The sequence below is a fragment of the Leucobacter chromiireducens genome (assembly GCF_051993095.1).
In the GTDB taxonomy this organism is placed as follows: domain Bacteria; phylum Actinomycetota; class Actinomycetes; order Actinomycetales; family Microbacteriaceae; genus Leucobacter; species Leucobacter chromiireducens.
Window position 1 is genome coordinate 874,567 of record NZ_CP197024.1, and the last position, 18,746, is coordinate 893,312.

Consider the following 18,746-nt stretch of genomic DNA (forward strand, 5'->3'; position numbering starts at 1 on the left):
CCAGGCTACGCTGGCGCCATGTCCACCCTCCGCGATCCCGTCGGGCCGAAGGACCGCAAGGTCTACATTCGGCGGCGGCTGCTCGTGCTCGCCGGCCTCCTCGCCGTGATCGCGGTGATCGTGCTTGTGATCGTGAAACCGGGCGGGGGAGACGGGCCCAAGAACGCGGAACAGGTCGAGGTGCCCGAGGGGCTCGACACGACCGCAAGCGACAAGGAATCGGGCTCGGCGGACGCCAAGGACGAACCGGCGGCATGCCGGGCCGGGCAGTTGCGCATCACCCCAGTGACGGACCGCGGCGACTACCCCGCGGGAGAGCTCCCTGCGCTCTCGCTGTCGGCGGAGAACACCGGTGAGGAGGCCTGCACGGCCGATCTCGGTACTGCTGGCATGGAGTTTGCCATCTCGAGCGGTGACGATGAGGTGTGGCGCTCGAAGGACTGCCAGACCGGCGCCGAGTCGCTCGCGGTGATCCTTGAGCCGGGCAAGCCGCTCGAGAGCGAACCGATCACGTGGGACCGCACTCGTTCGAGTACGGAGACCTGCGACATCACCCGTGACCCGGTGGGCGCAGACGGCGCCTCCTACCATCTGAAGGTCACCGCGGCTGGCGTGCAGGGCACGGGAACGGCCCAGTTCTTGCTCTACTAGTAAGAACCCTTGCCTCGCTTAGGAAATCGGTGCCCGAGTCCGCACAGAATCCGCAGCAGTCTTGGGGTGAGTGGCAAATGCCGCACTCACAGCAGTTCGAGAGGACTCGTCTGAGTCCGGCCAGAGGTGCCCGTACGTGTCGAGCGTCGTTTTCGCTGAAGCATGGCACAACCTCGCCTGCACCACCTTCATATCGAGCCATGACGCGATCAACATCGGAGCGAAATAGTGGCGCAGATCGTAAATCCTGAACCCGTCAGGTAGGCCGGCAACCTTCGCGCGTGCTTCTCGCCAAGGGAGGTGAAGCACGTGTAGGTGACATTCAGACCCGATCGACCGACTTCGAGATCAGGCATTCACGAGTAGTTGCAGAATTCGTCCCCTGTGGTGTCCTCTGGGACGCCGCAGGGGGTCGACGGAGGCTTACCTTCGGATACCAGTGTTGTTAGGTTGGTGGGAGGATCACGGAGGAGGGGACCATGCGGAGCAGGCCCACTGTGGCGCGCCAGATTGGTATTGGACTTTTAGTACTGACCGTTGTTGCAGGCATCGCTCTTGCCGGGTCATTGGCAACGATCCCGAATGCTGATGGGTGGTATGCCTCGGTGCGAAAGGCGCCTTGGAGTCCACCTAACTGGGTGTTTGGCCCGGCTTGGTCAGTCCTGTACGTGTTGATCGCATCGGGTGGATGGTTGCTCTGGCGCAAAGGTTGGACCCCGGGCGAGAAGAATGCCGCACGACCCGCTCTCACCCTCTACGCTGTGCAGCTCGGTCTCAACGCACTGTGGACGCCAGTCTTTTTCGCCGGCTACCCATTAGTGGGGGAGAGTGCCTGGTGGGGTGCAATGGTCGTAATGATCATGCTGATTGTGTCAGTCGTTGGGCTGATCATGTCTGCGGCCCGCTGGTCGAAGTGGGCCGCATGGCTCTTCGTCCCCTATCTGCTGTGGCTTCTCTTTGCCTCGACGCTCAACGCGGCCGTCATTGTTCTCAATTAGTCACTTCGAGACATTGTCCGCCGACCTGAAAGCCCTCTCGGAATTCTGGCCTATCGTTTGTGTTTCAACTGCCGAGCAAGGAGGAAACATGAGTGAATCCAAGAACCGCGAAACTCCCTCTGAGGAATACCAGGATGAACCTGTCATGGACGGCGCAACCGACAAGATGGATAGTTCAGCAGACCCGCGCAAGGGGCAGTCTGACCCAGCTTTGATTCGTCACCCTGAGAAAGGTGACAAAAACACCGCTCCTTATAATCTCTAGGCCTCTCCGAGGGTGAGCGCTGGCTCGCCCCCCTGAGTTGGTCAGCTCCTGTAGTATCCTCGACAGCCAACATGGTCGGGTTGCCCAGTTCCTACTGGAGCTGACCGCCTAGTCTCCGTCGTAGTTTTCTTCACGGCGTCGTCGTCTCGGGTTCGTCGTGGCCTTCAAGAATAAGCGGACGAGCGACTGCTTCTTCTCGAAGTAGGCGTGACGCTCGATCTCTCCGGCTGCGTACTGCTCCTCGAGTTCTCGCAGAGTTTCTTCCGCAGCTTCGGCATTGAAGCGAGAGTGCTGCTCGTCGAACTCGTCACTTGAACGGATGCGCATCCTGTGCCTCTTTATTGCTTTTTCGTGGCGAGTGTGGAAGCAGTGGGCCCCTCTCCCAATCCCCGAGGAGAGGGGCCCACTGCTTTTGAACCAGTGTCACAAGGAGTGTCACCTGTGCGGGTAGTAACTTTCACCCACGAGCAACCTACCCGCACAGGCGGAGTATTTACGCGGTGATCGACTTTCCTGCCGGGTGGTTATCACGCGACAGGTCAACTTCAATCTTGCGTGGCTTTGCCTTCGCGTTCAGCGGGAGAATGACGCTCAGGACACCGTCCTGATAGGTTGCGCTGATCGCCTCGGTGTCGATCCCCTCGCCAATGCTGAACTGGCGCAGGTAGGTGCCCTCAACTCGCTCCTGGTTGATCCACTTCATTCCTACGGACTTGTCGGTGGAGCGGTAGGCGCGAACCGTGAGGAGCTGGCCATCGAGATCGATATCCAAGCTTCCGGGGTCAATGCCGGGAAGATCGGCTGTGACCACGTACCGGTCCTGATCTCGGCTCAGGTCCACTGGCATTGGGCGTGGGCCGCTTCGGGCCTGACGAATCCCTGCCGTAGCTCGCTCGAGATCAGTGAAAGGGTCAAATGTCAGTGTCATTGAAATCAGTCTCCTTCCAATTGCTGCCTGAGGTTGAGTTCCTCAGGTGGCAAATAAATTAGCACTCTCATGCTGAGAGTGCCAAGTCCTGCGCTTTCGTGACCCTCAATGCGGCGTCTGTTTTCGTCTCAAGTTTGCCTGAGGCGCGCCACATCCCTGTGAAGCATCTTCTCCGCAAACTTCACGTCGGCAAAGGCTTCCTTGAACTCTGCATCTGACACGTCACTGGTCATCGAGGAGACCTGTACGGATTCAGGGGCGTGCGAGAGGAGCTCTTTGGGAGAGGTCCTGGCTGCGTCGCCAGGAGGTGCGGCGCTCACAACCCTCCCTCCCGGTTCGTAGTCGCCGCGTGTGCCGTTTGTGCCGGTAAAGAGGTGGGGGAAGCCCTGCCTGGACGTGTGGTAGCTGAGTCAGCTCTCTGGCTTGTTGAGGAGATGTGAGCTGAGAAGCGGCCGATGGGTGGCCGCGCTATTGTAGAACTGAATGACATCTTGGGTAGCCTGTTCTCTGCTGTTGCCGCCTCTCTCGCCGCACTAGCCGTGACATTTCGGCTGGAGGCATCTAGACGCCGTGCACCGGCGAGGACAGACTTGCTTCTCGCGATTCGCAGGGACTGCGAACGCCTTGAGAAGTATGCAGGGGTCTTTCAGAAGGCCGAGGTATTCGCTCGAAAGAGTTTTTGGGCACGAGGATTCCAGGAGTGTCAGAAAACCCTCCATCCGGTTGCCCAGTTGCTTGCCGCCGGCAGTTCTGTGCGCGACGGCGCAAGTATCACGCTCCACCAAACGCGTAATCGTGTCCAAGACGCCGCAGTCGATGAGCCTCAATCTCGCGAGAGTATTGCTGACAGGCAAGCCAGCTCCGACACCTTGCAGCATTCATTTCGCAGCGGGACGGACGCAAGGCAACGCTGCCGACACCAGATGAGCGAGGAACTGCCCCCGTGCAGTCGCAATTCCGCCTGGGTCTTGGATGCGGAAACGACGCGGCCGCAGTTCGCGCAGAGTCCGTATGAGTCCCGACTCGGGATGGTTCTGGGGCGCTGTCCCCAAGCGGAGAAGAGACATGTTTGTGACGCAAGCAAGCGGGCACGTTCGTAGCGAATCAAGGATTGGAGTTCCTCCTCTACTGTGCGGGCGAACTTGTGCGTGTTGCCCCACTCGGGGTGTCTCACCGGGCCGCTGGGGCGATCGATACGCTCGGGAGTATGAACAGAACAGTGCGAGTAACGGTGGGCGTCTTAGCGAGTCTGGGCATTCTGAGCGTGGGCGTCGCTTCCCATGCATTTGACCTCGATACGAGCGATACGAGCGAAGTCGTTGAGTTTGGCTTTTCCGGCGCGCCCGAACACCGGACCGTGCCGGAGGGAGTGACCCACGTCGACGTCACGACACAGGGCGCTGCCAGCTAGCCGAATGAGACTCTCCCCATGTGGGGAGCCGGAATCGCAGGGGCTTCAGGTACCGCGGCGACCGGCATGCAAGTCGGCGTTGGCGGGAACGAGGTGGCGGGCGATACGAACGTCGCAAACGCCGGTGGCGGTGGCTCGAGCCTGGGGCCAGCGTGAGCGATCTTCAGCACGGCCGATGCACGGACGTCTGGGCTTGTGGAGATTCGCTACACGCAGGAGACGGGTGGGGGAGAGCCGGACGAAGAGCCGGGGAAGCGCCGAGCGAGGAGCCCGGCGGCAACCCGGGTGGACAGCTAGCGGGAACAGAACCTCCTGCTGCGCGCTTGTCAGTAGACAGTCAGCACCCTGTTGCGGCCGCACACCCGGCACCACGCGCGCTTGCAGCGACCGGCGGGCCGCCCCCTGCGCCGTGGGCTGCTGCGGCAGGGTCGCTCGTGCTCGCCGGTGCCCTCTCGGTTCTCTGGGCGCGCAAAGGCCGTGGAGCGGAGACCGGCCCTCAAACGGCGGGCTCTGCTACTCTGCGGACAACGTTGAGGGGAGCGCGCCTCGTGGAGAAGATGGTTCCGAAGTCGCCGCACAGCGGCAAACGGGCAATCGCAAGCATTGCCGCGCTCGTGCTGTTCTCCACGCTTGCCTTCTCCGCTGCGAGCCGTGCCGAGCCCGGGGCATGGAACGTGGTGCTTCTCGTCTCAGGTTTCGTGCTGCTTGCTCTGGCGCTCTGTGAGGCCGTGCAGTGGATCTGGCGGACCAGGCCACGCGGCACGGGGCCTGACGCCTAGCCGCCGATCGCCACGCCGAAGTGCCGCGCGAAGACGCCGAGAAGGTCGACGCCCTGCTCCTCGGACACGCGCGCGCCGCGCAGGCCATCGAGTCCGCGGAGCTCGGCAAACTCCAGGCCGCGGAGATCCAAGTCCTGCGACTTCGTGTGCTCGAGCACCAGCGTCTGCACGCTGCAGTGCTCGAACGCCACGCGATTGAGGGTACTGCCACTCAGATCGAGCTCCTCGAACCGGCACCCGATGAACGTCACATCGCGCAGCTCGGCCGAGCGGAAGTTCACCCAGCCGAGTTTTGACCCGTCGATGCGCACTTGGGCGAGCTCGGTGTCGAACGCCTCGAACGCGCCGATCCGAGATGAGGCGAGTTCGACATTGCGCCACGTCGTCCGCGCCGCCTTCAGCGTGGGCGCCGTAACCTGTGTGAGCCGGGAATCCGTGAACCGCGCACCGAGGAATCGCGTTTCATCCGCAACAAACGATGTGATCTCACACTCGCTGAACGTTGCACCAGAGAGGTCGAGCCCGGAGGCGTCGACCTGCTGGATGAGCTCCCCAACGTGGTCCTTCGCATCAGCGAGTGCCTCGACTTCGAGCGGCTCGAGGTGTGGGAGATCGAGCGAGGGCAGGGCTGGCGAGCGAAAACGATCAGTGCGGCGGCGCATGGCTTCTCCTTGAACGCGGGGCGTGCTGCCGATGGTATTGCCTCGCGTGCGCGGCAGCACTGGGCTCGCGCGCGACTCGGTCTGCTACCCGCCCCCGCACTGATCTCGTCGACCGGCGAGGCCGCTAGGCCGGAAGCACGATCGCGCCGCGGAACGCCGGGTCACCCCAGCGGGTCACCCGATCGATCGTGGCGAAGGGCAGCGGCAGTGCGAACGTATCGACCCAGGTCTCGCCGTTCGGGGCCTGCACCCACGGGTCTGCGATGAGCAGCGCGTCGCCCACGACCTCGGTGGCCAGAACCCAGTGCGGGGTCGGGTCGGCAATAAGCTCGGTCAGATCGATGAGCAGCAGCACCTGTGCGCCCTCGCGCACGAACGACACGATCTCGTCGACCTCGAGCCAGCGCCGTTCGAGGGGCAAGCCCAGCGCCTCCGCCTGGCGCAGCGATTCGAGCTGCAGGTCGATGCGCAGGTCCTGCTCCCAGGGCTGCTCGGAGAACTCCTCGATGAACACGGGATCGGGGGTGCTCAAGAAGATGTGGGGTCGCGCAGGCAGGGTGCCCGAGTCGGCGCCGAGCTTCGCCGTCTCGACCGCGAGGCCGATCGGCTCGCAGGCCGGGAGGTTCGTTGCGCGCCGCCAGAACGCGATCTCAGCGGCGCGGTTCTCGGCACCGTTGTCGGCCTGGAACTCACCAAGCCCACGCTGCTCGAGCGCGGTGAGCGCAGCGACCGCGCCGCAGGTCACATCGGTGGTCTGCCCGTAGTAGGGAGCGTTGCGCGCGGGCGCAGGAACGCGCCAGAACGACCAGGCCGCAACCGCGCTGGGCTCCTCCACGCGGGTGCTGGGCACCGAGGGCACGGGGGTGCCTTCCGCCGCGAACCCGGCGGCTTCGAGCGCCGCGCGCTGCGTCTCGGAGAGTGGCGCGAGCGTCAGGTGCTCCTCGAAGTGCACGGCAAGAGGCGCGGGGTGCTCCTCAGTTCCCGGTTCGCCGAGGAGGTCATCGCGCGCGGCGGCAACGAGGGCCGCCCACACATCTGCGGACCCAGCCACCACATCCACGATCTTGCGATACGCGGAGAAGGGGCGGGCCGCGGTGAGGGCTGCGCCCAGCACCGATCCCGAGCTGTTGCGCGCAGTGATGGTGCGCGGGGTCCAGAGCTCGCGCTCCACGTCCCAGAGGGCGGCGCGCTCGGCCGCGTTCGCGCCGAGAGCTGCAGCGCCGCGCAGCTCAGCGGGCAGCGCTGCCCCCGACTGCGAATCGAATGTGATGTGGTGCGTTGCGGAGCTCATGCCCGCTCCTCTCGTGGAAGTGATGTGTCGCGCTCGTGCGCGATGCTGTCGCGCTCGGCAGCTGCGACGAGCACCTGGGTATAGGGGTGCTGCGGATCTCTGAGGACCGCAGCGGTGTTGCCTTGCTCAACGATCTCCCCCAGCCGGAGCACCGTGATGCGGTCGGCAATGCGTGCCACGACCCCGAGATCGTGCGTGATGAAGAGCATCGCGAGCTGGAGCTCATCGCGCAACCGGGCCAGCAGCGCGAGAATCTGCGCCTGCACGGACACATCGAGTGCCGAGACACTCTCGTCGCAGATGAGTACCTGCGGGTTCGGCGCGAGCGCCCGTGCGATCGCCACGCGCTGCCGCTGCCCGCCGGAGAGTTGCGCGGGCCGGCGATCAGCCAGCGCGGGATCGAGCTCGACGAGTCGCAGCAACTCCTCGACGCTGCGGCCGCGCTGACCGCCCGCACGCAGCGCCTCATCAAGTGACTCGCGAATGGTGAACACCGGGTTGAGTGTGGAGTATGGGTCCTGGAACACGACCTGGATCTCGCCCGGGGTACGGCCGCGCCGGCCCGAGGGGAGCGTACGTCCGGCGAGCCGGACCTCGCCCGTGTCGGGGCGCTCGAGGCCCGCGATTGCGCGTGCGAGGGTGGTCTTCCCGGATCCGGACTCGCCCACGATCGCGAGCACCTCGCCCGCGGCGACAGACACCGTGGCGTCGGCGAGCGCGGTGGTGGCGCCGAACCGCTTGGAGAGGTGCTCGGCCTCAAGCAGCGGCTCCGGCCGGGCCTCAGGCTCACGCAGCTCATCGGTGACGGACAGGTTCGCAGCGATGAGCTGGCGCGTGTACGGGTGCTCGGGGGCTCGAAGCACCTCCGACGTAACGCCACGCTCCACCACCTCGCCCTGCCGCATGACGAGCACGCGATCGGCCCGCCCCTCGATGACCCCCAGATCGTGACTGATGAGGATCAGGCTCATCCGATGCGCGAGCTGTAGCTCGCGGAGGAGATCGAGCACCTCGCCCTGCGTGCTGGCATCGAGCGCGGTGGTCGGCTCGTCCGCAATCAGGAGGCGCGGCTCGGCCGCAAGTGCCGCGGCGATCGCGACGCGCTGCCGCATGCCGCCCGAGAGTTCACCCGGGTACTGCCGCGCGACTCGCTCGGGGAGGCGCACCTCCGCGAGACGGCGCAGCACCTCCTCGCGCACGGCGGACTTGCCGATTCGCTGCCCGGTTGCGGCGGCGCGCGCTTCGATCGTGTCGGCGATCTGCGCGCCACAGCGCAGCACTGGGCTGAGACTCGTGAAGGGATCCTGCAGGAGCAGCACCGCGCGGCGCCCGCGCACGGCCGCCCAATCCGCGTCGCGCCCGGAGGCGAGATCGTACTCGTGGTCGTCGATGCGCGCGTCGCCCGTCGCGTGCACTCCGCGGGGGAGGAGCCCGGTGAGCGCGCGGGCGGTCATCGACTTTCCGGAGCCGGACTCGCCGATCACGGCGAGCAGTTCGCCCGGCGCGACCGTGAAATCGACGGGAGCGACGAGCGTTCGCTCGCCCGCCACGACGCGCAGACCGGAGACTGCAACACCGGGGGGCGTGCCCTGAGCGTTGAGCTGTGTGTCCGATGAGGTGATCACTGCATCCCCCGTTCGCGGAGCCGCTCGCCGAGGTGATCGCCGAGCACGTTGATGGCCATCGCGACGAGCACGATGAGAATCGCCGGCACCACCATCATCGCCGGGTTGTCGCCGAGGATGCCGCGGCCGTCGGTGATTTGGCGGCCCCAGTCGGGGGTGCCGGGCGCGACGCCGATTCCGAGGAAAGAGAGCGAGGAGAGCGTGACGAGCGCGATCGCGAGGTTCAGCATGAAGTTGGTCATGATGAGCGGCCACACGTTCGGCACGATGTGCTTGAACATGATGCGTGCGGGCGACAGTGACAGCATCTGCGCGGCCTCGATGTACGGCCGCGGCGCCTGCTCGGTGACGCCGGCGCGAATGATCCGAATGTCCGAGGGGCAGAAGAGCAGCACCAGCATGATGACGGTCACCCAGTAGCCGGCCCCGAAGATGCCGGCGACCACGAGCGCGACGAGCATGACCGGGAGCGAGAGCAGAATGTCGACCACGCGGCCCACGATCCAATCGACCGGTCCGCGGAGGTAGCCGGCAACGGTGCCGATGAGGATGGCGAGCAGCATCGATCCCGCAGCGATGACGACGGGGCCAGCCACCGCGGATCCCGTGCCCGCGAGCGTGAGCAGCAGCACATCTCGCCCCAGTTCGTCCGTGCCGAGCAGGTGTCCGGGGGAGCCCGCGGGCAGCAGCGAATCGAGGATGCTCTGCTTTGTGGCGAGCTCGGTGAGGAACGGCGAGGCGATCGCGGCGAGCACCACGAGCGCGAGGAACACCGCGGCGAGTGTAGACACCCAGTCGCGGGGGCGGCCGGGCGCGACCCGCACGTCGTTGAGCAGGGAAACCTGTCGGGTACGCGGGGTCATGCGCTCAGCTCCCGTGCTCGGACTCGCGGATCGAGCAGCAGGTAGCTCATGTCCACAAGAATGGTGATGATCGCGATCGCCGCTGCGACGAGGAGGGTGATCGCCTGCACGACGGGCAGATCCTTGAAAAGTACGGCCTCTTGCAGCAGCTGGCCGATGCCCGGCAATGCGAAGACGGTCTCGACGATGATCGTGCCCCCGATGATGAAGGTCAGAATAAGCCCGGCACTGGTGACGATCGGGATCAAGGCCGCGCGTAGGGCGATGCGTCGCACCCGGCCCTCTGGGATGCCGCGCGCCCGTGCGAAGGTGATCGCGTCGCTCTCGAGCTCGCGGAGCACGGCGGCCCGCGTCATTCGCATCAGGATCGCTCCGATGCCTGCGGCGAGCACCGCGGCGGGCAGGAAGAGGTGCCACAGCTGACCGAGCGGGCCGTCGCCGGCACCGTACGCGGGGAAGATGGGGATCGCGATCGCGAAAACGGTGATCGCGAGGATCGCGAGAGCGAAGCTCGGCGCAGACAGTCCGAAGAGTGCGGTGGCGCTCGCGACGCGGTCGACGGGGGTGCCGGCGCGCGCGGCACTCACGATGCCGAGCGGTACCGCGGTGATGAGGGCGAGCACGAACGAAAGCCCGATGAGCAGCGAGGTGATGCCGAGCCGGCTGCTGATCACCGCGGTGACCGGCTGCTGGAGTCGGATCGAGATGCCGAAGTCACCGCGAATGGCGCTCCACAGCCAGTCGAAGTACCGCACGAGGAACGGGTCATCGAGGTGGTACTGCGCGCGGATCGCGGCGATTGCTTCGGGTGAGCTCGGCCGGTTGCCGAGCAGATTCTTCACGAGATCGCCGGGGGCGAGGTACAAGAGCGTGAAGGTGAGGAACGAGAGCACAAGCAGGATGACGAGCACCCCGCCAATGCGCAATGTGAGCGTGCGGGCCAGGCGGCGCCCACCGGGGGCGCCGCCTGCGCGTGTGGCTGACATGGGGGTGCTTACTTCGCCTCAGCGGCGAACAGCTGCGCGCCCCACGTGCCCGTGAAGGTGTACGGACCGTAGTCGGTGAGCCCCACGCCGTTCGAGAAGGCGGTGACCGACTTGCCCCACCAGATCGGCGCGTTCACGACGTGCTCCGCATTGAGTGTCTCGAGCTCGAGCAGCTTTGCGGCGCGTTCCTTCGGCTCGGTGAGCGCGTTTGCCTCCGCGATGAGTGCGGCGGCCTCTTCGCTCTCGAAACCGTTCGGGTTGTCGGGGCCCACGAGGTAGCTGTTCACCTCGGCCGGGTCGCCGGTCGTTGAGAAGTACCACATGAATCCGAGGCCGTGCTCGCCGTCGCCGATGGTGGCGAGCCACTCCTCGATGGGCACCTCGCGTACCTTCACGGTGATGCCGATTTCGCCAAGGTTCTCGGCAATCGCTTGCGCGGCGATGCCCAGCTGCGGGCCCGTGTTCGGGTAGGTGAGCTCGGTCGTGAGGTCCTTCGCGTCCGTCTCGGCGATGAGCTTCTTCGCCGCGTCGAGGTCGAGGTCGTGCTGCGGGATCTTCGCGAGCTCTGCGCGCGCCTCGTCGCCGTCGAACGCCTGGGCGAGCGACTCGGGGGTCATGATCGCGGTGGCTGCCTCGCCGTAGCCGCGCAGCAGCTTCTCAGCGATGGCGGTGCGGTCGACGCTCAGCGCGATCGCCTCGCGCACCTTTTGATCGTCGAACGGGGCGACGCGCTCATCGAAGAGCAGTCCGACGTACGAGAGATCGTTCATGGACTCCACGCGCATGTCGCTGATCTTCTGCCACTCGGCAGCCTGGTTGATCGGCACGTTGAACGCGATGTCGATGTCGCCCTTCTGCGCGGCGGCGAGGCGGGTGTTCGCGTCGGGGATGAAGTTTACGCGGATGGTCTTCGCCTTCGGCACGCCGCCCCACCAGGTGTCCACACGCTCGAGGAGCACGTGCGAGTCGGGCTGGAACTCGGTGACCTGGTACGGGCCCGTGCCCATGAGCAGGGACGCGCTCGTGCCAACCTTGCCAGCGTGCTCCTCCCAGAACTTCTGCTGAGTGACCACAAGGGCGCCCGAGTTCGAGAGGTTCACGAGGAACGTGGCATCGGGGGCCTTGCTCTTCACGGTCACCTCGCGGTCGCCGGTCTTCTCGACCGAGGCGAGGTTGTTCAGGTAGTAGGAGATACCGGGGGAGAGCTCGGGATCCTGCGCGCGCTGCAGGCTGAAGACGACGTCCTCGGGCGTGACCACGTCGCCGTTCTGGAACTTCGCGTCCGCGCGCAGCGTGAATACGTAGGTGGAGTCATCCGGTGTCTCCCAGGTCTCTGCGAGGGCGGGGATGATCGCGCCGCTCGCGTCCTGCGACACGAGTCCCTCCTGCACGGTGGCGGCGAGGTTGTAGTTCAGGATGCCGCTCTCCTGGCCGATGTAGAGATTGGCGAGCGAACCGGGGAATGCGACCGTGACCTGATCGAGTTCGGCGCCCGTGTCGACGAGCTCGACCGCGGGCTTCTCAGCGGGGGCGCCGCCGCCCGCGCAACCGACGAGAGCGAGGGTCGCGGCGATCGCGGCGGCTGCGGCGAGGCGCACGCGGCCACGGCGGCTCACGAGTGTGGGGTGAGTGTGCATCTGTGTCGCTCCTTTGCGTACCCGGAACCGAGCGGCTCCGCCCCCGCACGGTCGCGGTGGGTGCTGGATCGAGTGTACTGGCGGCGCAGGGCAGCCACCGGCGCGGACGGAGCCGGTGCCGAAAGCGTAGCTGAGCGTGTGGCACCGTGGCGCGGCGCAATGACTTGCGGGGTAATGTGCGACGCCAGCATCGGGCCCCCAAGCAAAACGGAGAGCACCCCAGCCGAAACGAAGAGCTGGCGGCTGGCGCCCAGACCTAGCATGAGATTCAGGGCACAACACCGTGCACAAACGAAGGAGCAGGTGTGCAGATCGCAGCTGAGACCGCCGAAACGTCAATGCGGCAGTCGCTCGGCCGACCTCTCGCTGAGATGGAGCGAGGGTGCGCCCCCGCCGTCACGGAAGCACTGACACACGCGGTTGCGCAAGACGCGCTCCGCTACCTGGCGCAGGAGGACGTTTCCAGGTTGCAGCGCGGCGTCGCGGCGTGGCTGAGCGAACGCTACGGGTGGCAGCCGAACATCGACTCGATCCGCCCGGTAGCCGACCTCGTCGCCGGGTTCCGTGCCGTGCTCACGCACCTGCTCCCCGCTGGGCAGCCGATCATCGTGCCCACCCCGGGCTACATGCCGTTCCTCTCGGTGCCGCAGCAGATCGGCCACCCGGTCATCGAGGTGCCCATGCTTCGCGACGATGCGGCGGGCTGGCGCTACGACTTTCCTGCGCTGCGAGCCGCGTTTGAGGCCGGGGCCCGGCTCATGGTGCTGTGCAACCCGCACAACCCGATCGGCAAGGTCGCGACGGAGACTGAGCTCGCCGAAGTTGAGGCGCTCGTCGCGGAGTTCGACGGCGTCGTGTTCGCCGACGAGATCCACGCTCCGCTCGTGCTCGGCGCGGGTGAACACATTGTGTACGCCGCGCGCAATGAGCGCGCCGCCGCGCACACGATCACCGCGACCTCGGCGACGAAGGCGTTCAACATTCCGGGTGCGAAGTGTGGGCAGCTGATCTTTTCGAACCCTGCGCAGCTCGCCGAGTGGCGCCGGGTGGGCCACTGGCACGAGCACCAGACGGCCGTGCTCGGCGTGGTGGCGACGACCGCAGCGTACGCCGAGGGGCGCGAGTGGCTGCGCGACACCGTGGGCGAGCTCGCCGCAACCGTTGATGAGGCGGTGGCGCTTCTCCGGGCGACGGCCGCGGAGACCGGGATCCGGGTGATCGCCCCCGAAGCGACCTATTTGCTGTGGCTTGACCTCAGCGAGACTGGACTGCTGCGTGAGGGGCAGAGCGCTGCGGAAGCGGTGCGCGAGGCGGCGCAGGTCGTGGTGACGGATGGCTCGTCCTGCGGGGCTGCGGGTGCCGGCAGTGTGCGATTCAATGCGGCGCTCAGCCACGCGGATACGATGGAGGCGGTGCGGCGTCTCGTCGCCGCGGCCGCCGCGGCACCGCGCGCGGCGTAGCGGGCAGGCGACACGATCGCTGTGCCGCGCGAGCACCGAGTGCGAGAGAGGCAGACATGGCAGATGGGATTGATCCCCGGGCATTGATGTCGTTTCGTGCGGTCGCAGAGCACGGCTCGTTCGCCGCGGCGGCGCGCGAGCTCGGCTGGACGCAGCCCGCGCTGAGCAGCCAGGTGCGCAGGCTCGAGGAGAGCCTCGGGGTCACCCTCGTGACTCGCACCGTCAAGGGCGTGCAGCTCACCGAGCCGGGTCGCCGATTGCTGCACCACGCCGAGATCATCGATGGACATCTCGAGCGGGCGGCGCGCGAGGTGGCGGGGCTCGTCGACGAGGGCCAGCGCACCGTGCGCGTGGTCGCGTTCCCGTCGGCGTGCACGAGTATCGTTGCCCCGGCCATGTCCGAGCTGCTCGCACGCGGCAGTGCGGGGGAGCCCGGCACTGCGATCGAGCTCGAGCAGCAGGAACCATTCGCCGTGCCCGAACTGCTGCGGCGGGGCACCGCGGACGTCGCGCTCGTGTTCCGCTATGAGGGGGAGGCCTCCCCGGACTTCGGCGCGGAGGTCACCGAGATCCCGATCGGCTGGGACCCTCTGCAGCTCATCGTGTCGCAGCGTCGCGGCTCAACCGGAACGAAGCGCCGTCCGCTCGCGGAGCACGCGCGGGATCGCTGGGTCACCGGCTGCCCGGCCTGCCGCCAGCACTTCCTGCGCATCGCGGAGCGCGAGGGGTTTGTGCCCGATATTCGCCACGCCACCGACGACTACATGGTGGTGCAAGAACTCGTGGCACGCGACATGAGCGTGTCGGTGGTGCCCCGGCTCAGCCTGCTGAGCTATCGGCACCCGGGCGTGCGCGCGTTTGGCGTCGGCGAGGGTGATGGCCGACAGCTGCTGATCGTGCACGCGAAGGGTGAGGTGCGCCAGGAAGTGCACGATGTCGTGGCGGCCCTCGAGCGCGCGGCCGCGCGGGTGCTCGACCCGGTCGAGCTCGGCGCCCGGCCCGGCGTGGGCGAAAGCGCCTAGAGTCCCGTCAGATCCTCCACGCGCAGCGCGAGCCAGAGCTCGGCGCGGTCGTCGGCGTCGGCGAGCGTGCGCGCAGTCAGCCGCTCGATCCGCGTGATGCGATCCCGAAGTGTGTTGCGGTGAATGCCGAGCGCGGTTGAGGCCGGTCCGCGTTGCCCATCTGCGGCGTAGACGGCGCGCAGCGTGGCGCGCAGCATCTCAGCTTCTTCGCCGGGAAGCTCTGCCGAGTGGTGGGAGAGTGGCCCGAGCACGCGCGCGCTCAGCTGCGACGTGTCGTGCGGAGTGAGGCCTGATGGCTCATCGGGTACTCCCGCAGGAGTGTCGGAGAGCGCGACGAGCGCCTCGAGGAATGGCGTATCGCGGTCGGCCCACACCACCGTTGGAACGCGCGGGGCCGCATAGAGTGGCGCGGTCGCCGAGAGCGCACTGAGCCGCGAGTTCGCGGAGCGGAGGCTCAGCTCGGCGGAGGCGGGGTCGGTGGGGCGTCCCAAGACCGCGTCGAGGCCGTGCTCCGCGGCGACCTCGAGCAGGTGCGCCGTTGCCTCGGGGGTGTCAGCGCAGAGCTGCCACGCGAGGGCGAGGCCGGGTGCCTGCGCCGGGAGGCCGCCCGGGGTGATGAATCGGTCGTGGCCGCTGCGCGGTCGGCGCCGCCAGTTGGATACATCCTCGGGTGACCCCTGGACGGCGACGGCGCGCACACGCTCGGGCAGCCGCACACGCGTTGAGAGAATCTCAATCGTTGCGGGGGTCGCGCTCCCGGTGAGGAGTGCCCAGGTGAAGCGCTCCCAGCGTTCGCGCTCGCGGCTTTCCTCAGCGTCCGCACCGCGGAGGCCGAGCCACAGCACGATCGAGCCGGCAGCGATCACCGCGTGTCCCTCGGGAGTGAGCGGGGTGGCGCCAGCGACCGCGAGCCGAAGTGACCCCTCGCGATCGAGGGGAATCGTCTCAGGGGTGGTTGGCGCGCTGGTGGCGGCAGCGAAGCCCGCGGTGCTCGCGAGTACCGCGCCGTCCGATGTCAGCAGAGCGAGCTGCTTACCGGTGGCCTGTGCGATGCTCGCGAGGACCTCGGCTGGGTCTTGTTTCCCGCGGGCGCCGTCAAGCAGCCGCTGCTGAGCCTGAAGCGCGCCGCGGGCTGCGCGGAGCTCGTCCGCGCGGATGAGCCCGGCGACGGCCTTGCTGATCGCGATGAAGGGAGTGGGGAGCGGCACCTCGAAGAGCGCCACCCGGTACATGCTTGCCGCGCTCACGAGCGCGGGCGGGATGCGCTCGTGGTTCACGCCGACGCCGAAGCCAATCGCGGCAACTCGTGCCCGGCTGAGGCTCGCCACGAAGTCGCGCCACCGCGGGTCTCCGGACTCGAGCGCGAGCCCGGTCGTGAGGATGATTTCGCCGCCCTCAAGGTAGTCGCCGAGGTCCAGCAACTCGGTCGTGGAGAGCCACGAGATCTCCGGATCCCCCGGGCCGGACTGCACGAGTGTGAGCCCCAACTGGGGGAGCGCGAGCAAATCGGAGAGTGACGCCATGCTGAGATTCTTGCACAGGTCCGTGGCGCAGGGCTATGCAATCGCGCGCTCGGGGGCGGCTGCCTGACACGTACACTGGCCACACACGCAGCGAGGCATCGACGCCTGAGCGACGAGACGAACGGACGGGGATTCACTGTGAACGACCATGCGGAGCAGACCACGGCGGGCGCACTCGCCGGAATCCGGGTCGCAGACTTCTCCCGGGTGCTCGCGGGCCCGCACGCCACGATGATCCTTGCTGATCTCGGCGCTGATGTCATCAAGATCGAGAGCCCGGAGGGTGACGGCACCCGGCAGTGGAGCCCGCCGACCAACGCGGTGGGGCAGAGCACCTACTTCGCAGGCGTCAACCGCGGAAAGCGCTCGGTGGTCTGCGATCTGCGGGAACCCGAGGGGATTGCACGTGCCCGCGAGCTCGCGAGCACGGCCGACGTGGTGATCGAGAACTTCAAGCCGGGAACTATGGCAAAGTTTGGGCTCAGCTACGACGAGGTCGCCGCGGCGAACCCAGGTGTGGTCTACTGCTCCATCTCCGGGTTTGGGGATACCGAGGGGCGCGACCTTCCCGGCTACGACCTCCTCGTGCAGGCCGTTGGTGGGCTCATGAGCATCACGGGGCAGGAAGACGGCGAAGCCACCAAGGTGGGCGTCGCGCTCGTCGATATCCTGACAGGGCTGAACTCGGTCATTGGCATCCAGGCTGCGCTGCGCGCACGCGACACCGCCGATTCGCCGACCGCTGGCCAAGGACAGCACGTGAAGGTCACGCTGCTCGGCTCGCTGCTCTCCGCGCTCGCGAACCAGGCATCGTCGACCCTTGAGACCGGTGTCTCGCCCGGCCGTATGGGCAACGCGCATCCGTCCATCTCGCCGTACGAGACGCTCGACGCGTCCGATCAGGCGATCGCTCTCGCCGTCGGTACTGACGGACAGTTCACCCGCCTCTGCGAGGTGCTCGGGGTGCCCGAGCTCGCAGCCGACGAGCGCTTCGCAAACAACCCGCAGCGCGTTGCGCACCGCGTGGAGCTGCGCGCGGCGCTCGAGCAGCCCCTGCGCACCCGCACCGCCGCGGAATGGATCGCGGAGTTCACCCGCGCGAACATCCCCGCGGGCCGCGTCAACACGATCGCTCAGGCGCTCGAGCTCGCCGAAACGCTCGACCTCAGCCCCGTCGCGCACACCCCCGCGGTCGCGCCAGATGGTTCCGAGCACACCCTGCGCTCGGTCGCGCTGCCGATCTCGCTCTCGCAGACGCCCGCACGCTACTCGGCGCCGCCGCCCGGCGTAGGGGAGCACCAGGACGCGATCTGGCGAGACGCCTGAATCGCCCCACCGAGTCTTTCCGCACCACAACGTTTTCCGAGATCCCGACAAAGGAGCATCATGACCACGACGATTGACAAACTGTTCAACGTTTCCGACTTCGTGACCGAAGAAGAGCGCGAGTGGCAGATGAAGGCGCGCGAGTTCGCGCAGACCCGCATCAAGCCCATCATCGACCAGGCATTCGAGGATCGCCGCCTGCCCGTCGAACTGCTCCCCGAGGTGGGCGAGTTCGGCGCATTCGGCATGTACATGAACGGGTACGGGCTGAAGGGTGCCTCCTCGGTGGCCTACGGCCTCGTGGCAATGGAGTTCGAGGCCGTTGATTCCGGCTTCCGCACCGCGCTCTCCGTGCAGGGCTCGCTCGCCATGGGTGCGATCTACAAGTTCGGCTCCGAGGAGCAGAAACAGCAGTGGCTCCCGGCCATGGGCCGCGGCGAAGCCGTCGGCTTCTTCGGTCTGACCGAGCCGCAGGGCGGCTCCGACCCCAACACCATGCTCACCAACGCGCGCCGCGAGGGCGACCAGTGGGTACTCAACGGCAAGAAGCGCTGGATCGGCCTCGCCACGATCGCCAAGGTTGGCGTGATCTGGGCGAAGGATGAGGAAGGCATCGTGCGCGGCTTCGTCGTGCCGACGGACACCCCGGGCTTCAAGGCCACCGCCATCGAGAACAAGCTCTCGATGCGCGCCTCGCTGCAGACCGAGATCGAGCTCACCGATGTGCGCCTGCCGCTCGACGCGATTCTGCCCGAGGCAAAGGGCCTCTCGGCGCCGTTCAAATGCTTGAACGAGGCGCGCTACGGTATCGCCTGGGGCGTCATGGGTGCCGCTCGCGCCTGCCTCGAGGTGGCGGTCGAGCGCTCGCAGACCCGCGAGGTGTTCGGTGCCCCGATCGGTTCGAAGCAGATCATCCAGGCGCAGCTCGCCGACATGTTCGTCGAGTACGAGAAGGGCCTCCTCCTCGCGCTGCACCTGGGCCGTCTGAAGGACGCCGGGAACCTCTCCTACGGCCAGATCTCCGTGGGCAAGCTCAATAACGTGCGCGAGGCCATCAAGATCGCCGGCAACTGCCGCTCGATCCTCGGTGGCGACGGCATCACGAGCGATTTCCCCGTGATGCGCCACATGGCAAACCTTGAGTCGGTGCGCACCTACGAGGGCACTGATGAGGTGCACCAGCTCGTCATCGGCCGAGAGCTGACCGGCATCGCCGCGTTCTAATAGAGGCTCGAATATATGGGATGATTCCCCGGGGTTGCACGCGGCCCCGGGGAATTGTTCGTATTCGGATAGAATTATTGCGGCAGAAGGAGGCC

Annotated in this window: 19 protein-coding genes; 10 read left to right on the top strand and 9 right to left on the bottom strand. The window is 66.7% G+C overall.

Going from position 1 to position 18,746, the window contains the following annotated elements:
• Window positions 1-18: 18 nt before the first annotated feature.
• From ACR81A_RS03870 to ACR81A_RS03880, 3 genes are all read left to right on the top strand, one after another.
• On the top strand, window positions 19-651 hold the full coding sequence (locus tag ACR81A_RS03870; protein WP_440312689.1) for a hypothetical protein: 633 nt from the start codon (window positions 19-21) through the stop codon (window positions 649-651).
• A 497-nt stretch (window positions 652-1,148) separates the two neighbouring features.
• Entirely contained in the window at window positions 1,149-1,649 is a 501-nt protein-coding gene (locus tag ACR81A_RS03875) for a TspO/MBR family protein (protein ID WP_440312690.1), read from the top strand.
• A gap of 88 nt (window positions 1,650-1,737) precedes the next feature.
• Window positions 1,738-1,914 (top strand): hypothetical protein, encoded by a 177-nt coding sequence (locus ACR81A_RS03880; RefSeq protein WP_440312691.1) that lies wholly within the window; start codon window positions 1,738-1,740, stop codon window positions 1,912-1,914.
• Window positions 1,915-2,022: 108 nt separating this feature from the next.
• Here ACR81A_RS03880 and ACR81A_RS03885 read toward each other — a convergent pair whose 3' ends face one another.
• Both ACR81A_RS03885 and ACR81A_RS03890 read right to left on the bottom strand, forming a co-directional pair.
• Window positions 2,023-2,241 carry a hypothetical protein gene (locus ACR81A_RS03885; protein ID WP_440312692.1) on the bottom strand — a complete coding sequence of 73 codons (219 nt, stop codon included), beginning with the start codon at window positions 2,239-2,241 and terminating at the stop codon, window positions 2,023-2,025.
• Window positions 2,242-2,407: 166 nt separating this feature from the next.
• Entirely contained in the window at window positions 2,408-2,842 is a 435-nt protein-coding gene (locus ACR81A_RS03890; protein ID WP_440312694.1) for an Hsp20/alpha crystallin family protein, read from the bottom strand.
• Between the two features lie 1,207 nt (window positions 2,843-4,049).
• Between ACR81A_RS03890 and ACR81A_RS03895 the strand changes: the two genes are divergently transcribed.
• The 3 genes from ACR81A_RS03895 to ACR81A_RS03905 all read left to right on the top strand — a co-directional run bounded on the left by ACR81A_RS03895 (window position 4,050) and on the right by ACR81A_RS03905 (window position 5,032).
• Window positions 4,050-4,253 carry a hypothetical protein gene (locus ACR81A_RS03895; protein WP_440312695.1) on the top strand — a complete coding sequence of 68 codons (204 nt, stop codon included), beginning with the start codon at window positions 4,050-4,052 and terminating at the stop codon, window positions 4,251-4,253.
• Window positions 4,254-4,271: 18 nt separating this feature from the next.
• Window positions 4,272-4,409, top strand: coding sequence for a hypothetical protein (locus tag ACR81A_RS03900; protein ID WP_440312696.1), 138 nt, complete (start codon window positions 4,272-4,274; stop codon window positions 4,407-4,409).
• A 392-nt stretch (window positions 4,410-4,801) separates the two neighbouring features.
• Window positions 4,802-5,032 carry a hypothetical protein gene (locus ACR81A_RS03905; RefSeq protein ID WP_440312697.1) on the top strand — a complete coding sequence of 77 codons (231 nt, stop codon included), beginning with the start codon at window positions 4,802-4,804 and terminating at the stop codon, window positions 5,030-5,032.
• Here the strand turns inward: ACR81A_RS03905 and ACR81A_RS03910 are convergent.
• The 6 genes from ACR81A_RS03910 to ACR81A_RS03935 all read right to left on the bottom strand — a co-directional run bounded on the left by ACR81A_RS03910 (window position 5,029) and on the right by ACR81A_RS03935 (window position 12,096).
• Window positions 5,029-5,694 (bottom strand): pentapeptide repeat-containing protein, encoded by a 666-nt coding sequence (locus ACR81A_RS03910; RefSeq protein ID WP_440312698.1) that lies wholly within the window; start codon window positions 5,692-5,694, stop codon window positions 5,029-5,031. The genes ACR81A_RS03905 and ACR81A_RS03910 overlap by 4 nt on opposite strands.
• A 124-nt stretch (window positions 5,695-5,818) precedes the next feature.
• The gene (locus tag ACR81A_RS03915) at window positions 5,819-6,985 is read right to left on the bottom strand and encodes a peptidase C39 family protein (RefSeq protein ID WP_440312699.1); all 1,167 of its coding nucleotides are present in this window, start codon (window positions 6,983-6,985) and stop codon (window positions 5,819-5,821) included.
• Window positions 6,982-8,610, bottom strand: a complete 1,629-nt coding sequence (locus ACR81A_RS03920) for an ATP-binding cassette domain-containing protein (protein ID WP_440312700.1) — start codon at window positions 8,608-8,610, stop codon at window positions 6,982-6,984. The genes ACR81A_RS03915 and ACR81A_RS03920 overlap by 4 nt, the downstream gene beginning before the upstream one ends.
• Window positions 8,607-9,473, bottom strand: a complete 867-nt coding sequence (locus tag ACR81A_RS03925) for an ABC transporter permease (protein ID WP_202381670.1) — start codon at window positions 9,471-9,473, stop codon at window positions 8,607-8,609. Before ACR81A_RS03925 ends, ACR81A_RS03920 begins: the two co-directional genes overlap by 4 nt.
• Window positions 9,470-10,459, bottom strand: a complete 990-nt coding sequence (locus ACR81A_RS03930) for an ABC transporter permease (RefSeq protein WP_440312701.1) — start codon at window positions 10,457-10,459, stop codon at window positions 9,470-9,472. The genes ACR81A_RS03925 and ACR81A_RS03930 overlap by 4 nt, the downstream gene beginning before the upstream one ends.
• An 8-nt stretch (window positions 10,460-10,467) precedes the next feature.
• On the bottom strand, window positions 10,468-12,096 hold the full coding sequence (locus ACR81A_RS03935) for an ABC transporter substrate-binding protein (RefSeq protein ID WP_440312702.1): 1,629 nt from the start codon (window positions 12,094-12,096) through the stop codon (window positions 10,468-10,470).
• Window positions 12,097-12,401: 305 nt separating this feature from the next.
• Between ACR81A_RS03935 and ACR81A_RS03940 the strand changes: the two genes are divergently transcribed.
• Together ACR81A_RS03940 and ACR81A_RS03945 are read left to right on the top strand one after the other, a co-directional pair.
• Window positions 12,402-13,556 (top strand): aminotransferase class I/II-fold pyridoxal phosphate-dependent enzyme, encoded by a 1,155-nt coding sequence (locus ACR81A_RS03940; RefSeq protein WP_202381673.1) that lies wholly within the window; start codon window positions 12,402-12,404, stop codon window positions 13,554-13,556.
• Window positions 13,557-13,612: 56 nt separating this feature from the next.
• The gene (locus ACR81A_RS03945; RefSeq protein WP_440312704.1) at window positions 13,613-14,578 is read left to right on the top strand and encodes a LysR family transcriptional regulator; all 966 of its coding nucleotides are present in this window, start codon (window positions 13,613-13,615) and stop codon (window positions 14,576-14,578) included.
• Here the strand turns inward: ACR81A_RS03945 and ACR81A_RS03950 are convergent.
• Entirely contained in the window at window positions 14,575-16,101 is a 1,527-nt protein-coding gene (locus tag ACR81A_RS03950) for a PucR family transcriptional regulator (protein WP_440312705.1), read from the bottom strand. The two genes, ACR81A_RS03945 and ACR81A_RS03950, sit on opposite strands and share 4 nt — an antisense overlap.
• Before the next feature lie 138 nt (window positions 16,102-16,239).
• On the opposite strand from ACR81A_RS03950, the gene ACR81A_RS03955 reads away from it, so the two are divergent.
• Together ACR81A_RS03955 and ACR81A_RS03960 are read left to right on the top strand one after the other, a co-directional pair.
• On the top strand, window positions 16,240-17,427 hold the full coding sequence (locus tag ACR81A_RS03955) for a CoA transferase (RefSeq protein ID WP_202381676.1): 1,188 nt from the start codon (window positions 16,240-16,242) through the stop codon (window positions 17,425-17,427).
• A 60-nt stretch (window positions 17,428-17,487) separates the two neighbouring features.
• Window positions 17,488-18,651, top strand: coding sequence for an acyl-CoA dehydrogenase family protein (locus tag ACR81A_RS03960; RefSeq protein ID WP_202381677.1), 1,164 nt, complete (start codon window positions 17,488-17,490; stop codon window positions 18,649-18,651).
• Window positions 18,652-18,746: the final 95 nt, after the last annotated feature.